Annotated in this window: 17 protein-coding genes; 9 read left to right on the top strand and 8 right to left on the bottom strand. The window is 71.9% G+C overall.

What is annotated here, in order from left to right; all coding sequences use genetic code 11:
* Positions 1–51: 51 nt before the first annotated feature.
* Positions 52–1,665 (bottom strand): NADH-ubiquinone oxidoreductase-F iron-sulfur binding region domain-containing protein, encoded by a 1,614-nt coding sequence (locus ACIP94_RS04135; protein WP_402419209.1) that lies wholly within the window; start codon positions 1,663–1,665, stop codon positions 52–54.
* Complete coding sequence (locus ACIP94_RS04130; protein WP_402419206.1) at positions 1,666–2,970, bottom strand: cytochrome b/b6 domain-containing protein; 1,305 nt, start codon at positions 2,968–2,970, stop codon at positions 1,666–1,668.
* Positions 2,971–3,443: 473 nt separating this feature from the next.
* On the opposite strand from ACIP94_RS04130, the gene leuS reads away from it, so the two are divergent.
* From leuS to holA, 8 genes are all read left to right on the top strand, one after another.
* Positions 3,444–6,326, top strand: coding sequence for a leucine--tRNA ligase (gene leuS, locus ACIP94_RS04125; protein WP_402419203.1), 2,883 nt, complete (start codon positions 3,444–3,446; stop codon positions 6,324–6,326).
* A gap of 142 nt (positions 6,327–6,468) precedes the next feature.
* Entirely contained in the window at positions 6,469–7,206 is a 738-nt protein-coding gene (locus ACIP94_RS04120; protein WP_402419200.1) for a hypothetical protein, read from the top strand.
* A 72-nt stretch (positions 7,207–7,278) separates the two neighbouring features.
* Positions 7,279–8,124 carry a DegV family protein gene (locus tag ACIP94_RS04115; protein ID WP_402419197.1) on the top strand — a complete coding sequence of 282 codons (846 nt, stop codon included), beginning with the start codon at positions 7,279–7,281 and terminating at the stop codon, positions 8,122–8,124.
* Positions 8,125–8,475: 351 nt separating this feature from the next.
* A complete protein-coding gene (locus ACIP94_RS04110; protein ID WP_402419193.1) occupies positions 8,476–9,693 on the top strand; it encodes a helix-hairpin-helix domain-containing protein in 1,218 nt (405 codons plus the stop codon).
* On the top strand, positions 9,690–12,242 hold the full coding sequence (locus ACIP94_RS04105) for a ComEC/Rec2 family competence protein (RefSeq protein ID WP_402419190.1): 2,553 nt from the start codon (positions 9,690–9,692) through the stop codon (positions 12,240–12,242). The genes ACIP94_RS04110 and ACIP94_RS04105 overlap by 4 nt, the downstream gene beginning before the upstream one ends.
* A 4-nt stretch (positions 12,243–12,246) precedes the next feature.
* Positions 12,247–13,086, top strand: a complete 840-nt coding sequence (locus ACIP94_RS04100; RefSeq protein ID WP_402419187.1) for an arylamine N-acetyltransferase — start codon at positions 12,247–12,249, stop codon at positions 13,084–13,086.
* Between the two features lie 137 nt (positions 13,087–13,223).
* The gene (locus ACIP94_RS04095) at positions 13,224–13,469 is read left to right on the top strand and encodes a hypothetical protein (protein ID WP_402419185.1); all 246 of its coding nucleotides are present in this window, start codon (positions 13,224–13,226) and stop codon (positions 13,467–13,469) included.
* 82 nt (positions 13,470–13,551) lie between these two features.
* Positions 13,552–14,541, top strand: coding sequence for a DNA polymerase III subunit delta (holA, locus tag ACIP94_RS04090; protein ID WP_365165988.1), 990 nt, complete (start codon positions 13,552–13,554; stop codon positions 14,539–14,541).
* Positions 14,542–14,707: 166 nt separating this feature from the next.
* On the opposite strand, the gene ACIP94_RS04085 is transcribed toward holA, so the two are convergent.
* The 6 genes from ACIP94_RS04085 to ACIP94_RS04060 all read right to left on the bottom strand — a co-directional run bounded on the left by ACIP94_RS04085 (position 14,708) and on the right by ACIP94_RS04060 (position 21,501).
* On the bottom strand, positions 14,708–14,959 hold the full coding sequence (locus tag ACIP94_RS04085; RefSeq protein WP_402419181.1) for an acyl-CoA carboxylase epsilon subunit: 252 nt from the start codon (positions 14,957–14,959) through the stop codon (positions 14,708–14,710).
* Between the two features lie 38 nt (positions 14,960–14,997).
* Positions 14,998–16,560 carry an acyl-CoA carboxylase subunit beta gene (locus ACIP94_RS04080; protein ID WP_402419178.1) on the bottom strand — a complete coding sequence of 521 codons (1,563 nt, stop codon included), beginning with the start codon at positions 16,558–16,560 and terminating at the stop codon, positions 14,998–15,000.
* A 67-nt stretch (positions 16,561–16,627) separates the two neighbouring features.
* Positions 16,628–17,605: a Gfo/Idh/MocA family protein gene (locus ACIP94_RS04075; RefSeq protein ID WP_402419175.1), complete on the bottom strand. Its 978-nt coding sequence runs from the start codon at positions 17,603–17,605 to the stop codon at positions 16,628–16,630.
* A complete protein-coding gene (locus ACIP94_RS04070; RefSeq protein ID WP_402419172.1) occupies positions 17,598–19,091 on the bottom strand; it encodes an NDP-hexose 2,3-dehydratase family protein in 1,494 nt (497 codons plus the stop codon). Before ACIP94_RS04070 ends, ACIP94_RS04075 begins: the two co-directional genes overlap by 8 nt.
* Before the next feature lie 108 nt (positions 19,092–19,199).
* Positions 19,200–20,501, bottom strand: coding sequence for a lipopolysaccharide biosynthesis protein RfbH (rfbH, locus tag ACIP94_RS04065; protein ID WP_402419170.1), 1,302 nt, complete (start codon positions 20,499–20,501; stop codon positions 19,200–19,202).
* A 37-nt stretch (positions 20,502–20,538) separates the two neighbouring features.
* Positions 20,539–21,501, bottom strand: coding sequence for an NAD-dependent epimerase/dehydratase family protein (locus ACIP94_RS04060; RefSeq protein ID WP_402419167.1), 963 nt, complete (start codon positions 21,499–21,501; stop codon positions 20,539–20,541).
* A gap of 120 nt (positions 21,502–21,621) precedes the next feature.
* Here ACIP94_RS04060 and ACIP94_RS04055 point away from each other — a divergent pair, with 120 nt between their 5' ends.
* Positions 21,622–22,251 carry a dTDP-4-dehydrorhamnose 3,5-epimerase family protein gene (locus ACIP94_RS04055; protein WP_402419164.1) on the top strand — a complete coding sequence of 210 codons (630 nt, stop codon included), beginning with the start codon at positions 21,622–21,624 and terminating at the stop codon, positions 22,249–22,251.
* Positions 22,252–22,264: the final 13 nt, after the last annotated feature.

Below are 22,264 nucleotides of genomic sequence, written 5' to 3'. Positions count from 1 at the left end.
GCCCTCCTCGGGGCGGCCCGCCGTCGGCGTCCTCGCGGCCGTGCCGGCGTCTCAGCGGCCGAGAGCCCGGCGTCCCCGGCCCTGCGACAGCACCGGGAGGTTGCTGCGGGACGGCGCCGACCGGGTGTCCTCCTCGATCCGCAGCGCGAGCGCGGGGCAGCGGCGTACGGCCCGCAGCGCCTTGGCCTCCGCATACAGCGGCACCGGCGCCTGGGCGACCGTCGGGAAGCCGTCGGCGCCCAGTTCGAAGACCTCCGGGAGGATGTCCGCGCACAGGCCGTGGCCGCGGCACAGCGTCCAGTCGACGTAGATCTTCTGACGGCTGGCGCCCGCCTCGGGCTCGGCCTGGCCGCCGCCCGGGATCCCCGTGGGGGCCCGGCCGCCCTCGAAGAGCGGCAGCACGCCCTCCACGGGCCTGCCGCAGCCGTTGCCGAGGACATGCGCCGCCAGGTCGTCCGTGAAGGCCTTGATGGTCGATTCCAGGAACATCGCCGAGCCGTCCGGGTGTGAACAGGCACCGCGCCGCTTCACGGCCTTGGCGACCTGCTTGAGGGCCTCCAGGGCGGCCGGACCGCCGCCGTTGAGGATGTCCTCCATGCCGCGCGCCGCGGCCGGCAGCCCGAGGTAGCAGGGGCCGCACTGGCCCGCGCTCTCCTCGGCCAGCCACTTGGCCACCTGGAGGGACTCGCCGAGCGGGCAGGTCTCCTGGCTGATGGGCAGGATCGCGCCGGCTCCGAGCGCGCCGCCGACCGCGTCCAGGTTGTTGCGCGAGACGATCGCCTCGTCGACCGTCTGCGCGTCGATCCACTTGCCGTGGTAGCCGCCGGTCAGCACGCCCTGCGGGGCCGGCGGGGCGCCGGCCAGCTGGAGCACGTACCGCAGCGGCACCCCCGTGGGGACCTCGATCACCATGGGGCGGTTGACGGCGCCGGAGACGGTGAGCATGACGGTGCCGGGCTCGTCGTAGAGCCCGGTGTTGCAGTAGCGCTCGGCGCCGATCCGCGCCGCGATCGCGAGCTGGGCGAACGTCTCGGCGTTCGACAGCAGGGTGGGCGCCCCGCCCACGCCGCTCTGCGAGGCGCTGGTCTTGCGTCCGGGCGGGATGGGCGGCCCGCCGTCGATGGAACGGATCAGCGACGCCGCGGCTCCGGTGACCATGCGGACCGGATTGCGCTGCACGCGCGCGCGTATGGGCGCGCCGCGCCGGTCGCTGAGGCCCCGCTCGGCCAGCGCCTGCTCCATGGAGCGTTCGGTGGAGGCCCGGGTCACGCCGACCACGAGCTGCCGCGCTCCCAGGGCCTCGGCGACCAGGAGGGCGCCGTCCAGGATGAGGTGCGGGGCACGGTTGATCAGCACCGTGTCCTTGCGGCAGGCCGGCTCGTCCTCGCTTCCGTTGACGACCACGACCGGCCGGATGCCCCGGCGGATCGCCGACTCGGCGACCGACCGCAGCTTCTTGTGGAAGGGGAAACCGGCACCGCCGCGCCCCTTCAGGGAGATCTGCTCGGCCAGCTGTGCGAGCTGTTCGCCGCCCATCGGTTCGAGCGGGCCGTGCACCTTGAGGTGCATGGGCAGGTCGAGTCTCTCGACAAGGTCGAAGCCCGACGTGAGCTGCGGAAGTCCGACCACGCGGACCTCTGGGACGTCGGGCAGGGCCTCGTTCACTTAAAAACCTCCGGAAGGCGCGTTCCAGGGTTCGCCGGTTCCCGGCGTGTCATAGGCGCCGGGAAGCGTTTCCGTCGCGGGACCGCTGTTGTACGTGTTGTTGGAGTTGTACGTCCCGTAGGCGGCGTTCGTCTCACCGGTGTCGTACATCTCACTCCCGCCATAGCCGCTGTATCCCGAATTGCCATAGGACGAGATGGTGTAGCCGGTGTCCTGAAGCGGGTCGTACGCGGAGGGCGGCGCCTCGCCGACGGGCGGCGGCGACGGGATCGGCCAGCTGCCGGAGGTGCTGCCGGCTCCGTCGATCCGGGGCATCGCCTCCGTGGCCTGCATGTCACGGGGCAGGTCGATGCGCCGGGTCGCGTCGGGGGTCATCGGGCCCTGCGCGGCCGGGGTGCCCGCCGTGGCGCGGTAGGCCGCCGCGAAGCCGTTGCCCGGCTCCGGGGTCATGGTGCGCGCCGGAGGGGCCTCGTAGAGGGGCGCGGAGGGCTGCGGAGGGATCAGGCCCTCGCCGGTGCCGCCACGGCCCGCGGAGCGCGCTCCGAAGCCCGCCAGGGCGGCCGCCGCCTCGGCGTTGCGGGCGCGGCTCGCCTCCAATCCGTCGCGGCCCGGCCGCTCGCCGGTCCCGATGATGGCGAAGATCCGGTCGGCCACCTTGCGCTTGAACGAGCGCGGGGCGGCGCGCAGGCCCAGCGCCGCCATGACCCCGAGCAGGCACAGCTCGTAGGACACCATGAAGAACGGCTTCGCCGCGCGCCCCGCGTACAGGCCGTGCACCAGTGCGGCGCACCAGGACGGGTAGGCCAGCATGTGCATCGCCCGCCAGCGCGCGGCGACCGGCGCCGGGGAGGCGAAGTTGCTGCGCAGGGCGCCGGTGACTCCGACGAAGATCATGAGCAGCCCGGCCAGGGAGCCGAGGCCGATGAGCCCGGCCGAGCCGCTGACGCCCAGGCTGAAGGGGATCAGCGCGGCGATCAGCACGGTGTGGTCGAGGGCCAGTTTGACCGTGATGTGCACCAGAAGGAACGCGATCGAGGCCACCGCGGTCGTGCGGTGCACGGCCTGCGCCACGATCCGCTGGCGGATGTTGAGGAAGATCCGGTCCTGGGCGACGAGCCCCCAGATCACCGAGCAGCTGAGGGAGACGAGCGAGAGAACGCCCGCTCCGAAGTTGAGGAAGTCCCGGACTGCGTTTCCGCCCGCGAGCACGATGACGGGTATCAGCAGCAGGACCACAGCCGACGCCACGCCGTAGGCCGAGCGGCCCGGCTTGGGTAGCGAGCTGTTACTACGTGGAGGGTTCATGGGGGCAACTCCGAACAGTTTCGGGAAGGCGGTCCCGCTGCCGCACTCTAAGGGGCTCCAAACCGAGCAGTACGAGGTTTGAGTTATTGCGTTGTTATCAAAGGGCAACGGGCCGGTAGTGATGTCCTCTTAGTGGCTGTTACGCGAAGTAACAGTTGAACTTTGTTCAGCTTTTCGGGACCTTCACAACTGGACCGTCGGTGACTGAGTACGGTTCCGCCCCGCGTTGGGTTCAGTCACCTTCGCACGCGGGCGTGCCGCCCGAGGCCCGTCGCGGCGCGCTCGGACGCTGGGGTACCCTGGCGCCATGCGTGCCGTACGCCTTCTGCTTAGCGGGCCGCGCTGATCAGTCCCGACCACCGGGTGCATCGGATGGTCGGCATCGGCGCGGCGTCCCCTCCTGTGCGAGGGGATTTTTCGTTTCTTGAATGTCGCAGCCGCAGGCAGAGACGATCGATGGAGCTTTGAGGACCATGAGCGAGACGAACCCCGCCGCCACCGCCGCCGCGTCGGCGGAGGCCGCGCCGCACCGCTACACGGCCGCGACGGCGGCCGAGATCGAGGCACGCTGGCAGGACTTCTGGGACGCCGAGGGCACCTATGAGGCGCCGAACCCCAAGGGGGACCTGGCCGGCGACCCCGAGCTGGTCGCCAGGCCCAAGAAGTTCATCATGGACATGTTCCCGTACCCCTCCGGTGCGGGCCTGCACGTCGGTCACCCCCTGGGCTACATCGCCACCGATGTCTCCGCCCGGTTCCAGCGCATGACCGGCCACAACGTCCTGCACACCCTGGGCTTCGACGCCTTCGGCCTGCCCGCCGAGCAGTACGCCGTGCAGACCGGCACGCACCCGCGCGTGTCCACCGAGGCCAACATCGCGAACATGAAGGCGCAGCTGCGCCGGCTGGGCCTGGGCCACGACAAGCGCCGGTCGTTCGCCACGATCGACCCGGACTACTACAAGTGGACCCAGTGGATCTTCCTGCGGATCTTCAACTCCTGGTACGACGAGGAGGCCCGCAAGGCACGCCCGATCTCCGCGCTGATCGCCCAGTTCGAGTCGGGTGAGCGCGCGATCCCGGGCACCACGCGCGCGTGGAACGAGCTGAGCGCCACCGAGCGCGCCGACATCCTGAGCGAGTACCGCCTGGCCTACGCCTCCGACGCACCCGTCAACTGGTGCCCCGGCCTGGGCACCGTCCTGGCGAACGAGGAGGTCACCGCCGACGGCCGCTCCGAGCGCGGCAACTTCCCGGTCTTCAAGGCCAAGCTTCGCCAGTGGAACATGCGCATCACCGCCTACGCCGACCGGCTGCTGGAGGACCTGGACGAGCTGGACTGGCCCGAGGCCATCAAGCTGCAGCAGCGCAACTGGATCGGCCGCTCCGAGGGCGCCCGCGTGGACTTCCCGATCGACGGCGAGCACATCACGGTCTTCACGACGCGCCCGGACACCCTGTTCGGCGCGACCTACATGGTGCTGGCGCCCGAGCACCCGCTGGTCGACAAGTTCACCCCGGCCGCCTGGCCCGAGGGCACCCACGAGGTGTGGACCGGCGGCCACGCGTCCCCGGCCGAGGCCGTCGCCGCGTACCGCGCGCAGGCCGGCGCCAAGTCCGACGTGGAGCGGCAGGCCGAGGCCAAGGACAAGACCGGCGTCTTCACGGGCGCGTACGCGACCAACCCGGTCAACGGCGAGCGGATCCCCGTCTTCATCGCCGACTACGTCCTGATGGGCTACGGCACCGGCGCGATCATGGCCGTCCCGGCGGGCGACCAGCGCGACTTCGAGTTCGCCCGCGCCTTCGAGCTGCCGATCCGCTGCGTCGTCGAGCCCACCGACGGCCGGGGCACCGACACATCGACGTGGGAGGACGCCTTCGGGTCGTACGACGCGAAGATCATCAACTCCTCCAACGACGACATCAGTCTGGACGGCCTGAGCGTCAACGACGCCAAGGCGCGCATCACCGAGTGGCTGGAGCGCAAGGGCATCGGCCAGGGCACCGTCAACTTCCGTCTGCGCGACTGGCTGTTCAGCCGCCAGCGCTACTGGGGCGAGCCCTTCCCGATCGTCTACGACGAGGACGGCGTCGCCCACGCGCTGCCCGAGTCGATGCTGCCGCTGGAGCTGCCCGAGGTCGAGGACTACTCGCCGCGCACCTTCGACCCGGACGACGCCGACACCCAGCCCGAGACCCCGCTGTCGCGCAACGAGGAGTGGGTCAACGTCACCCTGGACCTGGGTGACGGGCCGAAGAAGTACCGCCGCGAGACCAACACCATGCCCAACTGGGCCGGTTCCTGCTGGTACCAGCTGCGCTATCTGGACCCGCACAACAGCGAGAAGCTGGTCGACCCGGAGATCGAGCGCTACTGGATGGGCCCGCGCGAGGGCATGCCGCACGGCGGTGTCGACCTGTACGTCGGCGGCGCCGAGCACGCCGTGCTGCACCTGCTGTACGCGCGGTTCTGGTCAAAGATCCTGTTCGACCTGGGGCACATCTCGTCGCCCGAGCCGTTCCACAAGCTGTTCAACCAGGGCATGATCCAGGCCTACGTCTACCGCGACAGCCGTGGCATCGCGGTGCCGGCCGCCGAGGTGGAGGAGCGCGACGGCGCCTACTACCACCGGGGCGAGAAGGTCACCCGTCTGCTGGGCAAGATGGGCAAGTCCCTGAAGAACGCGGTCACTCCGGACGAGATCGCCGCCGAGTACGGGGCCGACACGCTGCGCCTGTACGAGATGGCGATGGGCCCGCTGGACGTGTCGCGGCCGTGGGACACGCGCGCGGTGGTGGGCCAGTTCCGGCTGCTGCAGCGCCTGTGGCGCAACGTCGTCGACGAGACGACCGGCGAGGTCACCGTCGTCGACGCCGAGCCCGACGAGGACACCCTGCGCGCGCTGCACAAGGCGATCGACGGCGTCCGCCAGGACCTGGAGGGGCTGCGGTTCAACACCGCCATCGCCAAGATCACCGAGCTGAACAACCACCTGACCAAGGCGGGCGGCGCGGTACCGCGGCCGGTCGCCGAGGCCCTGGTGCTGCTGATCGCGCCGCTGGCCCCGCACATCGCCGAGGAGCTGTGGCGCCGGCTGGGTCACACCGACTCGGTCGTCCACCAGGACTTCCCGGTCGCCGACCCGGCGTATGTCGTGGATGAGACCGTGACCTGCGTGGTCCAGATCAAGGGCAAGGTCAAGGCGCGCCTGGAGGTTCCCCCGTCGATCTCCGACGAGGAGCTGGAGAAGGTGGCGCTGGCCGACGAGAAGGTGGTCGCCGCGCTGGGTGGCGCCGGGATCCGCAAGGTGATCGTGCGCGCACCGAAGCTGGTGAACATCGTCACGGCGTAGCGCCCCGGCGGCGGTGTCGCCGATGTCGGGGTAGTCCCCTACGGGCAGGTTCGGGGTTCTCACGGAACCCTGGACCTGCCCGCTGCGTTTACCGTGGAAGAGGGGTGCAGCCACCGCCATGGCCGGCCGGAGGAGGAGCGTCGTGGAAGCCGTTTTGACCGTCATCGCGCTCCTGTTCGTGTTGTGCGTCGTGCTCGGGGTGTACGCGACGGTGAAGGCGGTCGGCGCGGCCAAACGCGGCGTGGACCGCACGATCGCCCAGGCCCGGCGCACGGTCGAGGACACCACCCTGCGCGCCAGGACCCTCGCCCAGCCGGGTCCGGCCGGTGAACTCGCCCAGCTCCGCCTGACGCTGCGCACATCGATGCGGGCCACGCAGGACGCGCTGCACGCGGGGGTCGCCGAGGACGCGTCGCTGAAGGAGTCGCTGGGCCTCTTCGAGCGCCTCAGCGTGCACGGACGCGAACTGGACGCCGAGCTGCGACGTCTGGAGGCCGAGCCGGACCGGGGCACGCTCGCCTCCCGGCTGCCCGACCTGCGTGAGCGCACCGAGCGGATCACACGCTCCGCGGACGCCTTGCGCTGGGCGGCACACGACCGGGCACGCCGGTTCGCGGACGACGACCTCGACACCCTGAGCGCGCAGATCGACGTGGAGGCGGGCGCGTTGCGCCACTGGGCCAAGGAGCGGCCGACACCGTCCGCCACCGCATGGCCGGAGGCACCGGCGCCCGAGGCCACGGCCGCCGACCGCCAGACCTGGCCCGAGACACCCGAGTCCCATGAGGCACACGAGTCCTCCCGGCCTTCCCTCACCCCGCCCGGGCAGCGGTCCGCCTACCCCTGGCAGAGGAAGCCCCGACCCGAGAGCACCACATGATTCCGCCAAGGTACGACCAGGTCGGAGGGGCCGGACTGCCCCTCATGCGATCCGGCAGGTAACCTCCAGCACATGTCCCGCCATGTCGCTGTCGTCACCGATTCAACGGCCTATCTGCCGCCGTGGACGATGGAGCGCCACGGCATCACCGCGGTGCCGCTGACGGTGGTCCTGGGTGACCGGGCGCTCGAGGAGGGGACCGAGATCTCGGCCCGCTCCCTCGCCCAGGCCCTCCAGAAGCGACAGTCCGTCACCACATCACGGCCCAGCCCCGAGCTGTTCGCCGAGACCTACCGCAAGATCGCCGAGTCGGGCGCGACCGACATCGTCTCCCTGCATCTGTCGTCCGAGTTCTCGGGAACGTACGACGCCGCCGTGCTGGCCGGGCGCAACGCCCCGGTGCCGGTACGGGTGGTGGACACCGGGATGGTCGCGATGGCCCTCGGCTTCTGCGCGTTGGCCGCGGCGGAGGCCGCGGAGGCGGGGGGTTCGGTCGACGAGGCTGTCACCGCCGCGCAGAAGCGGGCCGCGGACACCTCGGCCTACTTCTACGTCGACACGCTGGACTATCTGCGGCGGGGCGGCCGCATCGGGGCCGCGCAGGCGCTGCTGGGTTCGGCGCTCGCGGTGAAGCCGCTGCTCCAGCTGAACGGCGGACGCATCGAGCTGCTGGAGAAGGTGCGCACCGGGTCCAAGGCGATCGCCCGCCTGGAGGAGATCGTGGCGGAGCGCGCGGGCGGAGGGCAGGTCGACATCGCGGTCCACCATCTCGCCGCCGCCGAACGGGCGTCGGCCCTCGCGGACCGTCTGAGCGCACGGGTGCCGGGTCTGGTCGATCTGCATGTGAGCGAGGTCGGCGCGGTGATCGGGGCGCACACGGGGCCCGGGCTGCTCGGGGTCGTGGTGTCGCCGCGCTGACTGGGCGTTTTGCGGCTCGTGTGGGGCCTGTGGACCCGTGGGGCTTGTGGACCTGTGGGGTTTGTGGACCTGTGGGGTTTGTGGCCCGTGGGGCCTGTGGACCTGTGGGGTTTGTGGCCCGTGGGGCTTGTGGACCAGTGGGGCTTGTGGAGCCCGTCGGGCGGTGGGGCCCTGTGGCTCCCGTCGGTCGGTGGGCCCTGCGGATCGTGGGGGCGGTGCCTGCGGATCGTGTGGGTGGCGCGGTGCCTGTTTGCCCATCGTGTGAGTGACGGAGTTATCCACAACTATCGAGTAATCCCCGGCAATTGACCAAGATCACCAGACGTCGGCGGTCTGCCCGATCCTCGGCGTATGGCACTTCGATCACGTTCACGCACGGTTGTCTCCACCAGCGGTCCGGGCCGCGGCCCCGGCTCCGACGGCCGCACCCGTCACCGCGCGAACCCCGCGCCGGGACGTCCGAGTCGGCACCACAGGACCCCCTCGGCCGACGCACTGCGCCTGCGCGCGGAGGCACTCTTCGCCTCAGGACCGACGGACGGGCGGACAGGGGGAAACGGGCCGCCGGGGACGGACACGGCGGAGAAACCGGAAGCCGGTGACTCGGCTCTTCCGGCGGCCGACGGCCTGGCTCTTCCGGCGGCCGACGGCCTGGCCCTCCCGGCGGCCGACGGCCTGGCCCTCCCGGCGGCCGACGGCCTGGCCCTCCCGGCGGCCGGTGGCTTGGACTCCGCGACGGCCGGTGGCCTCGGCGACCCGGCGGTCCGCGGCCGGGGCATCCCCACGGACGACGCTCCCGCCGCCCCTGAACCCCCGGGCCCGGGCATGGCCTGGCGGGAGCGGTTCGGTCCGGCGCTGCGGGAGCGCATGCCGCTGTGGTTGCAGTCGAGGTGCGGTCTGGAGCGCAGGAGCGTGGCCGCGCTGGGGGTGCTGCTGGTGGTGGCCGTGGTCTTCGCCGCACAGCACTTCTGGTCCGGCCGGACGCAGCAGGTGCGGGCACCGGAGGTGGTGCGGGCGGCGGCGCCGTACGGAGCGCCGGACCCCCTCGGGGCCAGGCGGCCGGCGGAGCCCGTGGCAACAGCGGGCCCCCGGCCCACGGGCGGTGCCGGGCCGACGAGTGCGGCGGTCGTCGTGGATGTCGCCGGCAAGGTGCGCAAGCCCGGGCTGCTGAGGCTCCCGGCCGGGTCCCGGGTCGCGGACGCCCTGCGCGCGGCGGGCGGCGTGCGCCCGGGCACGGACACCGACGGCCTCAACCGCGCCCGTCTGCTGGTGGACGGCGAACAGATCGTGGTGGGCGGCGGCCCCGCGCCCGCACCAGGCCCGGACACGGCGGCTCGGGCCACCGGCCGCTCGGCGGCCGGCGCGGCACCCCTCGCCGGTCCGGTCTCGCTCAGCACCGCGACCGTGGACCAACTCGACACACTGCCCGGGGTGGGACCCGTTCTGGCCCAGCACATCATCGACTACCGCTCCCAGCACGGCGGATTCCGCTCTGTCGACGAACTCCGCGACGTCAACGGCATCGGTGAGCGACGATTCGCCGACCTACGGAATCTCGTTCGGCCATGAGGCCGCCGGAGGATCACCGCGCTCACCGCGCTCCGTCGGCCGTGCGTGAGGCGGCCCCCAGCAGGCTCGGGGAGGCACACCCCCGCCAGGAGGGCCCGGTGGATCTACGGCTGGTGGGGCCCGCGGCGGGAGCCTGGGCGGCGGCCGCCTGGGCCCTGGGCGCCCCGCCCGCGTGGGTCACCGTCGTGGTGGTCGTCGCCTTGGCCGCGGCCGGAGGACTGCTGGCGGTGCGGAGGAGGGAAGCCGGGGCCGGTGTGCGCCGGACCCGGGGCTCGCGGCCGACGGTGTCCGCGGCGGCGGTGCTGCTCTGCGTAGCGGCGGCAGGGGCCTCCGCCGGGCTGAAGGCGGCGGATCTGCGGCGGGGGCCGATTCCCGACCTGGCGCGTCGGCACGCAGAAGTGACCGCGGACATCGAGATCACCTCCGATCCACGGCTCACCAGGCCCAGGATCATGGGGGATCACCCGGCGCCGACCGCCGTGCTGCTCGACGGGGAGGTCCGGCGGCTGACGAAGGCGGACGGAACCGTGGTGCTGACCCGGACGCCGGTGCTGATGGTCGTCGACCTGAACACCCGGCCGGTCCACGGGTCGGCGGACATGGCCGGGGGAGGCGTGCGGTCCCCTTGGCTGGCTCTGCTGCCCTCCACTCGGGTGCGGGTCGCCGCCTCGCCGGCACCTGCGCTGACCGGAAGCGATCGCGTCGCCGCCGTGGTGCGTGTACGGGGCGCACCGCCCCGGGTCGTGAGCGGCCCGTCCGGGGCGCAGCGGTGGGCGGGACGGATGCGGGCCGGGCTGCGTGCGGCGACCGACGGGCTCGATCCGGACGCGCGGGCGCTGCTGCCCGGGCTGGTCGTCGGGGACACCTCGCGGGTAGGGCCCGAGCTGGACGACGCCTTCCAGCGGACGGATCTCACGCATCTGCTCGCGGTGAGCGGAGGCAACTTCACGGTCCTGCTGGCCCTGATCGTCGGCCCGGCCGGGCTGGCGCAGCGCGTGGAGCGCCGGGGGCTCGCGCCCCGGCTCGGCATCCCGCTCCGGGGAACGGCGGTGCTCGGCGGAGTGCTGACGCTCGGGTTCGTGGTCGTGTGCCGGCCGGACCCGAGTGTGCTGAGGGCCGCGGCCTGCGGGGCGATCATGCTGCTCGCCCTCGCGACCGGGCGCCGTAGATCCCTGATCCCCGCGCTGGCCACGGCGGTGCTGCTGCTGGTGCTCTGGGACCCCTGGCTCGCCCGCAGCTACGGCTTCCTGCTCTCCGTGCTGGCGACGGGTGCGCTGCTCACCGTCGCCCCGCGCTGGAGCGCGGCGTTGTCGCGGCGTCGTGTGCCGCCGCGACTGGCCGAGGCACTGGCTGCCGCGGCGGCCGCGCAGGTGCTGTGCGCGCCGGTCGTCGCGATGCTGTCGGCGAAGGTGAGTCTGGTCGCGGTGCCGTGCAACCTGCTCGCGGAGCTCGCCGTGGCACCGGCCACCGTACTGGGGTTCGCCGCGCTGGCGGCGGCGCCGGTGACGATGCCGATCGCCAAGGGGCTCGCGTGGTGCGGCAGTTGGCCCGCCGGATGGATCGCGGACATCGCGCGCACCGGAGCCTCGCTGCCGGGCGGCGCGGTGGACTGGCCGGGCAACTGGGCCGGAGCGCTGCTGCTGGCGGGGGTGACGGCGGCCGTCGTCCTCGTCGGGCGGCGGGTTCTGCGGCGGCCCTGGGCGGCCGGGATCGGTCTCGTGGTGCTGCTGCTCGTGGTGGTGCGGCCGCCGCCGCTGACCCGGGTGATCACCGGGTGGCCGCCGTCCGGCTGGCGGTTCGCGATGTGTGACGTGGGGCAGGGCGACGCGACCGTGCTCGCGGCGGGCGATGGCACGGCGGTGGTCGTGGACACGGGCCCCGATCCCGCGCTGGTCGACCGCTGCCTGACCGCGCTCGGTGTCACCCGCATCCCGCTGCTCGTGCTGACCCACTTCCACGCCGACCATGTGGCGGGACTGCCGGGAGTGCTGCGCGGCCGGTCGGTGGGGGCGATCGAGACGACCGCATTCGAGGAGCCACCGGAGCAGGCGGCGTTCGTCCGCGCCCGGGCGGCCGCCCGGCACATTCCGATGACGCGGGCTCTGGCCGGGGAGCGCCGCCGCATAGGGGCCCTGGACTGGCGGGTGCTGTGGCCTCCGCCGGACCCGGCGCCCTCGCCGGACGGGCCGAACGACGCGAGCGTCGCCCTGCTCGTCCGGTCGGCGGGGCTGACCCTGCTCCTGCTCGGCGACCTCGAACCTCCCGCCCAGGAGGCGCTGTTGAGATCGCCCGAGGGCGCCGGCCTGGGGCCCGTGGACGTCCTGAAGGTCGCCCATCATGGGTCGGCGTACCAGGACCCCGAGCTGATACGCAGGATCGCCCCCCGGCTCGCGTTGATCTCGTGCGGCAGGGACAATCCGTACGGCCATCCGGCTCCGAGCACGGTGGCGGCCTTGCGGGGCGAGGGCGCGCTGGTGCTGCGGACGGACCGGGACGGGGCGATCGCGGTCGTCGGGGCGGGCAATGAGCTGAGGGTCGCGAGAGACTGAGGTCATGGATTCCGCACAGGTTGACGCGTATCTGGACCGGATCGGCTCGGACCATCCCGCGTGGCCCACCATCGATGTACTGCGCGAGCTGCACCTCCGTCATCTGTGGACCGTCCCGTTCGAGAACCTGTCGATCCATCTCGGCGAGGAGATCGTGCTGGAGGAGAGGCGGCTGTTCGACAAGATCGTCGGGGCTCGCCGGGGTGGCTTCTGCTACGAACTCAACGGCGCGTTCGGGGCGTTGCTGGTGGCGCTCGGCTTCGACGTCACCCTGCTTGCGGCGCGGGTCTACGGGGAGGAGGGGCGGCTCGGGGTGCCGTACGACCATCTGGCGTTGCGGGTGCGGACGGTGGACGGGGGTGACTGGCTGGTCGACGTCGGGTTCGGGGCGAACAGTCACTTTCCCTTGGCGTTCGGGGAGCGGGGCGAGCAGCGGGATCCGGGCGGTGCGTTCCGGGTGATCGAGGCCGGGGCGGACGCGGCGGGGGTACGCGGGGGCGGGGGCTCCGCGGAGTCCGGAGATCTCGACGTGCTGCGGGACGGCACGGCGCAGTACCGGCTGGAGACGCGCCCGCGGGTGCTCGGGGACTTCGTGGGCGGGGCCTGGTGGAACACCACCTCGCCGGTGTCGCACTTCGTGCGCTCGCTGGTGTGTTCACGGGTCACCGAGGACGGAGGGCGGATCACGCTCAGCGGCCGCCGTCTCTCGGTGACGGACCCGGGCGGGCGGAAGGAGGTGTCGGACCTGGCGAGCGACGAGGAGGCGCTGGAGGTGTACCGGGAGCGGTTCGGGATCGTCCTGGACCAGGTGCCGACGGTGCGGCAGGCCGACCGGAACGACTGAGCGGGACCACTCGGTTCACGGCGCCAGGACGGCACGGACGGCGGCGCTTTCCCCGCGCGGGGCGAGGGAGGCGACGGGCGGGAACCCCGGGACCCACCCCGGCGTCGGCGGTGTTCCCCATAGCGGAAAATGGCCGGGTGAGCGATGTGAGACATGTGCTGGTGCTGCCCGACCGTGACGCGGCGGAAGAGGCGGCGGAGGCGCTCGGGGAACGGTTCGCACTGGATGAGGAACCGCGGATCGTACGGGACGCGCTGGCCGGTGAGGACGACGCCGAGGACGCGCAGTGGCTGGTGGTGCTCCGGGACGAGGAGGAACGTCTCGCCCCGGAGGCGTTGGACGCGTTCGCGCACGAGTGGGACGGCTGGCGGGAGGAGCCGTAGTCCCGCGGCGCTGATCCGGGGGCCCGGCGTACGGGCGACGGTGGGACCGCCGATGTCGGTGGCGCGTGCGATGCTTTCCGTGATGGCCAAGAAGACCGCGAATGACGACCCTCTCGCCCCTGTGACCCTTGCCGTGGGCCAGGAGGACCTCCTGCTCGACCGTGCCGTGCAGGAGGTGGTGGCCGCCGCCCGGGCCGCCGACGCCGACACGGATGTACGGGACCTGACTTCGGACCAGTTGCAGCCCGGCACGCTCGCCGAGTTGACGAGTCCGTCGCTCTTCGCCGAGCGCAAGGTCGTGGTCGTGCGCAACGCGCAGGACCTGTCGGCCGACACGATCAAGGAGCTGAAGGGGTATTTCGGCTCGCCCGCCGAGGAGATCACCCTTGTGCTTCTGCACGCGGGCGGAGCCAAGGGCAAGGGCCTGCTCGATGCCGCCCGCAAGGCGGGGGCGCGGGAGGTGGCCTGCCCCAAGATGACGAAGCCGGCGGACCGGCTGGCGTTTGTGCGGGGAGAGTTCCGGGCCCAGGGGCGTTCGGCGACGCCCGAGGCGTGCCAGGCGCTGGTCGACGCGATCGGCAGCGATCTGCGGGAGCTGGCGTCCGCGGTGTCGCAGCTCGTCGCCGATGTCGAGGGGACGATCGACGAGGCGGTGGTCGGGCGGTACTACACGGGACGGGCGGAGGCGTCGAGCTTCACGGTCGCGGACCGGGCGGTGGAGGGACGCGCGGCGGAGGCGCTGGAGGCGCTGAGGTGGTCGCTGGCCACGGGGGTGGCGCCGGTGATGATCACGAGTGCGCTCGCGCAGGGGGTGCGCGCGATCGGCAAGCTGTCCTCGGCCCGTGGCGGGCGTCCCGCGGATCTCGCCCGGGAGCTGGGCATGCCGCCGTGGAAGATCGACCGGGTGCGCCAGCAGATGCGCGGGTGGACGCCGGAGGGCGTGGCCGTCGCGCTGCGGGCGGTGGCCGAGGCCGACGCCGGCGTGAAGGGCGGCGGTGACGACCCGGAGTACGCCCTGGAGAAGGCGGTCGTCACGATCGCGAGGGCGGCCCGTTCCAGGGGACGGGCGTGAGGACGGGCATACAGGTTCCGTGCGGGACCTGGCAGTCGTGATCGTCCTCGTCGCCGCTGCCATCCCCGCGCCATGACCGTCGAAGGCCCCGGCGTTCTCCCCGACGGGGCGGGACGGCGGAGCCCTCGGGCCGCGGCGATGGAGCCTTCGGACGCGGCGAAGGGGGTCAGGCCGCCTGGCGCCAGCTGAACGGCTGGGCGTACGGTGCGCGGCGCCAGGCCGCGAGGGGGGTGACCGGAGCCGGCAGGGGCTCCGGGGTGTTGAGGGCGAGAAGAACCACGGCGAGGGCGGCGAGTTCGGACTCGGTGGCCGTGCCGCGCACGATGCGGAACAGCGGTTCGCCGGTGCCGTCGGCCTTGTCGGCCTCGTCGACGTGGCAGGGTCCGGTGGGTCCGGTGGGCTGGCCGGTGGGGTGCATACGGTCTCCGCGAGTGTCGGACAGGGGTCGGGCGGGGTTCACTGAGGCGGGTTGCCGTGTTTGCGGGAGGGCAGCTCCGCGTGCTTGGTACGCAGCATCGCCAGGGCGGAGGCGAGGACCTGGCGGGTCTCCGCGGGGTCGATGACGTCGTCGACGAGGCCTCGCTCGGCCGCGTAGTACGGGTGCATGAGCTCGGACTTGTACTCCTTGACCATCCGCGCCCGCATGGCCTCGGGGTCCTCCGCGCCGGCGATCCGGCGGCGGAAGATCACGTTCGCAGCGCCCTCGGCGCCCATGACGGCGATCTCGTTGGTGGGCCAGGCGAGAGTCAGGTCGGCGCCGATGGACTGGCTGTCCATCACGATGTAGGCGCCTCCGTACGCCTTGCGCAGGACCAGGGAGATCCGGGGCACCGTCGCGTTGCAGTAGGCATACAGCAGCTTCGCGCCGTGGCGGATGATCCCGCCGTGCTCCTGGTCGACTCCGGGCAGGAAGCCGGGCACGTCCAGCAAGGTGATCAGCGGGATGTTGAAGGCGTCGCAGAACTGGACGAAGCGTGCCGCCTTCTCACTGGCACCGATGTCCAGTACCCCGGCCAGCGACTGGGGCTGGTTGGCTACGATCCCCGTGACGTGCCCGTCGATGCGGGCCAGCGCGCAGATGACGTTGGTCGCCCAGCGCTCGTGGACCTCCAGGCACTCGCCGTCGTCGACGATCTCCTCGATCACCCTGCGCATGTCGTAGGGACGGTTGCCGTCGACCGGGACCAGGTCGAGCAGTGCCTCCGTGCGCCGCCCCGCCGGGTCGACCCCCGGGGCCGGCGGCGGCGCCTCGCGGTTGTTCCGCGGGAGGAGAGACAGCAGGTAGCGCACCTCGGCGATGCAGGTCTCCTCGTCGTCGTAGGCGAAGTGACAGACGCCGGAGGTCTCGGCGTGCACATCGGCGCCGCCCAGGCCGTTCTGGCTGATCTCCTCGCCGGTCACGGCCTTGACCACGTCCGGGCCGGTGATGAACATCTGGGAGGTCTCACGGACCATGAACACGAAGTCGGTGAGGGCGGGGCTGTAGGCGGCGCCGCCCGCGCAGGGGCCGAGCATCACGCTGATCTGCGGGATGACGCCGGAGGCCTTGGTGTTGCGCTGGAAGATGCCGCCGTAACCCGCGAGCGCGCTGACGCCCTCCTGGATACGGGCGCCCGCGCCGTCGTTCAGCGACACCAGCGGCGCCCCGGCCGCGAGGGCCATGTCCATGATCTTGTGGATCTTCGTGGCGTGGGCCTCGCCGAGGGCGCCGCCGAAGATACGGAAGTCATGGGCGTAGACGAAGACCGTACGGCCCTCCACCGTGCCCCATCCGGTGATCACACCGTCGGTGTACGGCTTCTTCGCCTCCAGGCCGAACCCGGTCGCCCGGTGGCGGCGCAGCTGCTCGACCTCCTGGAAGGACCCCGGGTCCAGGAGCAGCTCGATCCGCTCCCGGGCGGTGAGCTTGCCCTTGGCGTGCTGCGCCTCGGTCGCCTTCTCACTCGGCCCTGCCAGGGCCCGCGCACGGATCTCGTGCAGCTCGGCCACCCGCCCGGCGGCGGTCACAGTCGTACTCATCTCTCCTCCGTCCCTCCTGTCGCCCTCCTGGCCGAGGCGAAGGCCAGGGCCGAAGTCGGGGTCCAGTTCATTGCCGGGCCGCTCGCGCCCGTACCGTGTCCAGGAGCGTGGCCTGTTCCAGGCACTCCGCGTCGGCAGCGGGGTCGGTGCCGCCGGAGCGGGCCGCCTCGACGAAGGCCTTTATGGTCGAGGCCACTTGGTCGTGCGGTGCGAGGGTCAGCTCGCGCAAGCCACGGGAGTCCGTCACCCACACCGTCGGCTTGTGGTCGGCGGGCGGGGTGAACGCGCTCTCGACGCGGATCCGCCCTTCGCTGCCCCATAGTTCGTACGCCGACTGGTACGCGTGCTCCATGCCGAAGGCGAGCTGCCCGAGCACACCGTCCGTGGACCGTACGAGGACCGCGCCCGATGTCTCCACGGGTGAGCCGTGCGAGTGCTCCAGCGCCGCGCCGACCACGCCGAGGCCGGTGCCGAGAAAGTGCAGGGCGGCCCGCACCGGGTAGTAGCCGATGTCGAGCAGGGCGCCGCCGCCGAGTTCGGGACGGTGGCGGATGTTGCCCGCGGGCAGTGGCGGAACGGCGAAAACCGCGGTGAGGGAGCGGAGTTCGCCGATCGTCCCGGCGGAGACGAGCTCGCGCACCACCGTGTGCTGCGGATGGTGGACGAACATCACGTTCTCCATCAGGGCGAGCCCCGAGGCGCGGGCCAGAGAGAGGAGCTCGGCGGTCGTGCGTGCGTGCGCCGTGAGCGGCTTCTCCGCGAGGACGTGCTTGCCCGCGGTGAGCGCGCGGCGGGTCCACTCGGCGTGCAGGGAGACGGGCAGCGGGACGTAGACGGCGTCCACGTCGGCCCGGTCCAGGACCGCGTCGTACGACGTGAACGCCGCGCAGCCGTAGTGGTCCGCCACCTCCCGTGCCCGCTCGCCGCTCCGGCTCGCCACCGCGGTCAGTTCCACGTCCGGATCCGCGGCCAGGGCGGGCAGGACACGGCGGCGGGCGATGTCCGCGGTGCCGAGGACGGCGACGCGCAGCGGACGTTCAGTCATGTGCTCGGGTTTCCGTGGAGTCGTCGTCGGGAGTGGCGGTGGCCGCGGACATCGCGCCCAGGCAGGCGAGCAGGGTCCTGGCCTGCACATTGACGTAGTGGCCGTGCTTGACCAGTTCGGAGAGCTGGCCGACCGTCACCCACTGGAAGCCGGCGGGCGGCACCGTCGGCGCCTCGGACTCATCCGCCTCGATGACCAGGTAGCGGTTCTCGGCGTACAGGAAGCGGCCACCTTCCTCGGAATGGATGGCGTCGTAGCGGATGCGGTCGGGGTCGGCGGACAGGACCAGGTCGAGGAAGGGCGGGCGGACCGGGATTCCCGCGAAGTTGTCCGGCGAGGCCTGCACGGTGGGCGCGAGCTCGACGGTGTCCAGGAAGCCGCCCTCGACCTTGGCGTTGGCCAGGACGTGCAGGACGCCGCCGAAGGAGCGGGTGAGGAAGGCGGCGACGCCCCGGCTGGACGGCTCGATCAGCGGCTGGGTCCAGCCGGTGACCTCGCGGTTGCCGGCCTGCACCTCGACCGCGACGACGTCGAACCAGCGGCCGTCGTCCTTGCCGATCCGGGCCTCGTCGCGGGTCCAGCCGGGCACCTCGGCGAGCGGGATGCGCTCGGCCCGGACGTCGTAGCGGGAGCGCTCGGAGGTGAACCAGGACAGCAGGTCGACGTCGCTCAGCAGCGCGCCGGCCTCCGGGTCGCGGGAGCGGGCGAGGGCGCGCGCGAAGCCGTCCTCGGCGGGCAGTTCGGGACGGTACGGCGGCAGGCAGGCCAGCACCGTGCGCGAATCCATGTTGACCAGGTTGTCGTGGTGCAGCAGCTCGTTGAGCTGGCCGAGGGTGAGCCAGCAGAAGTCCTCGTCGAGCGGGACCTCGTCGTCCACCTCGACGATCATGTTGCGGTTGCTCTTGTGGAAGAACCACGAGCCGTGCTCGGACTGCAGCACGTCGGCGAGGATCCGCCCCCGCTCGGGGCCGGTGAAGTACTGGATGTACTTGACGTCCGTGCCCTTGTGGACCTTGGTGTAGTTGCTGCGGGTGGCCTGGACGGTGGGGGAGAGCTGAAGGAGGTTGCGGTTGCCCGGCTCCATCTTGGCCTGCATCAGGAAGTGCAGGACGCCGTCGAACTCCCTGGCCAGGATGCCCAGGATGCCGACCTCGGGCTGCTTGATGATCGGCTGGTACCACTCCCGGTGCGGACCGTCGTCGGCGGTGACGTGCAGGCCCTCGACGCTGAAGAAGCGTCCGCTCGCGTGCACCAGGTTGCCGGTGTCCGGCTCGAAGGACCAGCCGCGCAGCTTCGAGAAGGGGATGCGCTCGACGCTGAAGCGGCCCGCCTTCCCGCGGCCGGCGAACCATTCGTGGAACGCGTCGGTGGTCATCCGTCCCGCCGTGGCCGTCGCGGACGCCGCGATCCGTTCGGCGACCGAGGCCGGTTCGCGGGGCTGGACCATGGACTGCGAACGCGTCAACTCCATGAGTGTCGACGACATGTACGGTCTCTCCTTGTCAAGGACGTCAAGGGCTGTGCATCTCGGAGGGGATCGGCATCCGGGATCCGGGAACGGCGATCGGGGTCCGCGGGAGGCGGGCCCCGCTTGTCACCGGCCCGCGAGGAACTCGTGGACGGACGCGACCATGTAGTCGGTCATCTCGTCGGTGAGGCCGGGGTAGACACCGATCCAGAAGGTCTGCTCGGTGATGATGTCCGAGTTGGTGAGGTCGCCGACCACCCGGTGCGGCACGTCCTGGTAGGCGGGCTGGCGGGTGAGGTTCCCGGCGAACAGATTGCGGGTGCCGATCTTGCGGGACTCCAGGAAGTCCACCAGTTCCTTGCGGGTGAACGGCGCGTCGGGGGCGACCGTGATCACGAACCCGAACCAGCTGGGCTCGCTGTTCAGAGTGGCTTCCGGCAGGATCAGATGGGGGGTGCCGTCCAGGCCCTCCCGCAGTCGGCTCCAGTTGTGGCGGCGGGCGGCGGTGAACGCGTCGACCTTGGCGAGCTGGGTCAGGCCGAGCGCGGCCTGCAGGTCGGTGGCCTTGAGGTTGTAACCCACGTGCGAGTAGATGTACTTGTGGTCGTAGCCGGCCGGCAGGGTGCCCAGCTGGTAGTCGAACCGCTTGAAGCAGCGGTTGTTCTCGCCGGGCTCGCACCAGCAGTCGCGGCCCCAGTCCCGCATCGACTCGACGATGCGGGCGAGCGCGAGGTTCGAGGTGAGCACGCAGCCGCCCTCGCCCATCGTGAGGTGGTGCGCCGGGTAGAAGCTGACGGTCGTCAGATCACCGAAGGTGCCGGTGAGCCGCCCGTCGTAGAGGGAGCCGACGGCGTCGCAGTTGTCCTCGATGAGGAAGAGGTTGTTCTCCTCGGCGATCTGCGCGACCTCGGCGACCTCGAAGGGGTTGCCGAGCGCGTGCGCGATCACGATGGCGCGGGTCTTCGGTCCGACCGCGGCCTTGATGCGCTCCGCGGTGGTGTTGTACGTCTTCAGCTCGACATCGACGAAGACGGGCACGAGGCCGTTCTGGATGATGGGGTTGACGGTCGTGGGGAAGCCCGCCGCGACGGTGACGACCTCGTCGCCGGGCCGGAGCCGACGCTCCTCCAGATGCGGTGAGGTGAGGGCCGACAGGGCGAGCAGGTTCGCCGACGAGCCGGAGTTCACGAGGTGAGCCTTGCGGCGCTTCATGTAGCGGGCGAAGCGCGACTCGAACCTGCGGGAGTGGGTGCCGGCCGCGATCCTCATGTCGAGGGCCGCCTCCACGAGGGCGACCCGGTCATCGGGGTCGAGCACCGCGCCGGACGGCCAGATCTCGTCGACGCCTGGACGGAACACGTCCGACGGCTCCTTCTCCAGGTGGTAGTCGCGCACCTGACTCAGGATCCGTGCCTTCGTGTCACTCATCTTGTCCTGCCTCCATGGTGAGTCCGGCACGTGGCCGTCAGCTGTGGGCCGATGCGGACATCGTGGGCGCCGCTGCTCGAACGGCACTGGACAACAGGTCGCGCAGCGACTCGTCGAGGCTCCGGCGGGGCCGCCAGCCGAGCAGGGTCCCGGCCAGGGTGATGTCCATGCGCTGCCACTCGGCCTCCGGGGGCCGGCCGCCCCGGACGGGAGCCTCCACGATCCGGGCGCCGCGCCCGTCGGCCGCGACCAGACGGCCGACCAGATCACGCACCGAAGTCGCCTGCCCGCCACCGATGTTGACGACCCGTCCGGTCACTTCGGACGCGGCGGCGGCGACCACGGCGTCGGCGACGTCCCGCACGTCCACGAAGTCACGGTGGGCGAGCAGCGGCGCGAGGCGCAGGGGCTCGGCGGGACCGGAGGCGAGGTGCGCGGCGACCATGCCGAGCAGGCTGACGGGGGAGGTGCCGGGGCCCGCCACGTTCGACACGCGCAGCACGAGCCCGTCGGTGCCGGAGTCGAGCAGGGCCCGCGCCCCGGCCAGTTTGGAGCGCCCGTACGGGGTGACGGGCGCCGTCGGGGTGGTCTCGGTGATGGCGGTACGCGGCACCGGACCGTACTCGTGCACCGAGCCCAGCTGGATCAGGCGGGGCGGCCCGGCCGCGACCAGACGCCGCACCAGGTCCCGGTTGCCCAGATCCATTTCGGCCTCGGTGACGCCCCAGACCGCGCCGGCCGCGTTCACCACCACATCGGCGCGATGGCGGCGGACCAGCTCCATGAGGCGGTCGGGCCGGGCCCGTACGAGGTCGAGCTCGTGGATCTCGTACGAGGTGGCCGTGCCCCGCGCCGTGCGGTCCACCGCCGTACGGGCCACGCCCGCGACACGCCAGCCTGCCTCCGTGAAGGCGCGGCACACATGCCCGCCCACGAATCCCGAGGCACCCAGCACCAGTACCGCGCGCCCGCCCTGTGACCGTCGATCGATCGCCGACACCGTCCCGCCTTCCCAGTCGTCAGTACTGGACGGCACTGTGACGGGTCGCGCTAGGGCACGGCTGGACTCGTCGCCCCCGCGCTACCGGGAATCGAGCAGGGGCTCCTAGCGTGCCGGACCATGAGGATCGAAGAGACCGCTGTGCCGGACGCATACCGCATCATGCCGAGGCTGCTGCCGGATCCCCGCGGCAGCTTCCACGAGTCCTACCGCTACGACCGCCTCGCCGCCGAGACGGGCCACTCCTTCCTGCCCCGGCAGGTCAACTACTCGGCGTCCGCGCGCAACACGGTCCGCGGGCTGCACGGGGTGACGATCCCGCCGGGACAGGCCAAACTGGTCAGCTGTGTGCGCGGGGTGCTGCTCGACGTGGTGGTCGACGTGCGGGTGGGGTCGCCCACCTTCGGGAAGCACGAGTGCACGGTGCTGGATGCCCGCAGTGGCCGGGCGGTGTTCGTGGCGGAAGGCCTGGCGCACGGCTTCGTCGCGCTCACCGACGACACCTGCATCAGCTACCTCTGCTCTACGGAGTACGTGCCGGGCACGCAGCTCGACCTGCGGGCGCTCGACCCGGAGCTCGGCCTGCCGTGGGCCAAGTGGCTCACCGGCGAGCCGCTGCTGTCGGAGAAGGACGCGAACGCGGTGACCCTGGCCGAGGCCGCCGAACGCGGCATGCTGCCGTCGTACGAGCAGTGTCTGGAGCTGTACGGGAAGCCCGTGCACGGGAAGTCCGTGCGCGCGGCCGCATAGAGCACGCATGAGC

The organism is Streptomyces sp. NPDC093261 (assembly GCF_044753645.1).
Taxonomy (GTDB): domain Bacteria; phylum Actinomycetota; class Actinomycetes; order Streptomycetales; family Streptomycetaceae; genus Streptomyces.
Note: the sequence above shows the minus strand (reverse complement) of the source record. Positions and strands in the feature narration are given on the sequence as shown.

Coding starts and splice junctions, on each gene's coding strand:
- ACIP94_RS04130 (WP_402419206.1), bottom strand. CDS start 2,970: ATGAACCCTCCACGTAGTAACAGCTCGCTACCCAAGCCGGGCCGCTCG.
- leuS (WP_402419203.1), top strand. CDS start 3,444: ATGAGCGAGACGAACCCCGCCGCCACCGCCGCCGCGTCGGCGGAGGCC.
- ACIP94_RS04115 (WP_402419197.1), top strand. CDS start 7,279: ATGTCCCGCCATGTCGCTGTCGTCACCGATTCAACGGCCTATCTGCCG.
- ACIP94_RS04110 (WP_402419193.1), top strand. CDS start 8,476: ATGGCACTTCGATCACGTTCACGCACGGTTGTCTCCACCAGCGGTCCG.
- ACIP94_RS04105 (WP_402419190.1), top strand. CDS start 9,690: ATGAGGCCGCCGGAGGATCACCGCGCTCACCGCGCTCCGTCGGCCGTG.
- ACIP94_RS04100 (WP_402419187.1), top strand. CDS start 12,247: ATGGATTCCGCACAGGTTGACGCGTATCTGGACCGGATCGGCTCGGAC.
- holA (WP_365165988.1), top strand. CDS start 13,552: ATGGCCAAGAAGACCGCGAATGACGACCCTCTCGCCCCTGTGACCCTT.
- ACIP94_RS04085 (WP_402419181.1), bottom strand. CDS start 14,959: ATGCACCCCACCGGCCAGCCCACCGGACCCACCGGACCCTGCCACGTC.
- ACIP94_RS04080 (WP_402419178.1), bottom strand. CDS start 16,560: ATGAGTACGACTGTGACCGCCGCCGGGCGGGTGGCCGAGCTGCACGAG.
- ACIP94_RS04075 (WP_402419175.1), bottom strand. CDS start 17,605: ATGACTGAACGTCCGCTGCGCGTCGCCGTCCTCGGCACCGCGGACATC.
- ACIP94_RS04070 (WP_402419172.1), bottom strand. CDS start 19,091: ATGTCGTCGACACTCATGGAGTTGACGCGTTCGCAGTCCATGGTCCAG.
- rfbH (WP_402419170.1), bottom strand. CDS start 20,501: ATGAGTGACACGAAGGCACGGATCCTGAGTCAGGTGCGCGACTACCAC.
- ACIP94_RS04055 (WP_402419164.1), top strand. CDS start 21,622: ATGAGGATCGAAGAGACCGCTGTGCCGGACGCATACCGCATCATGCCG.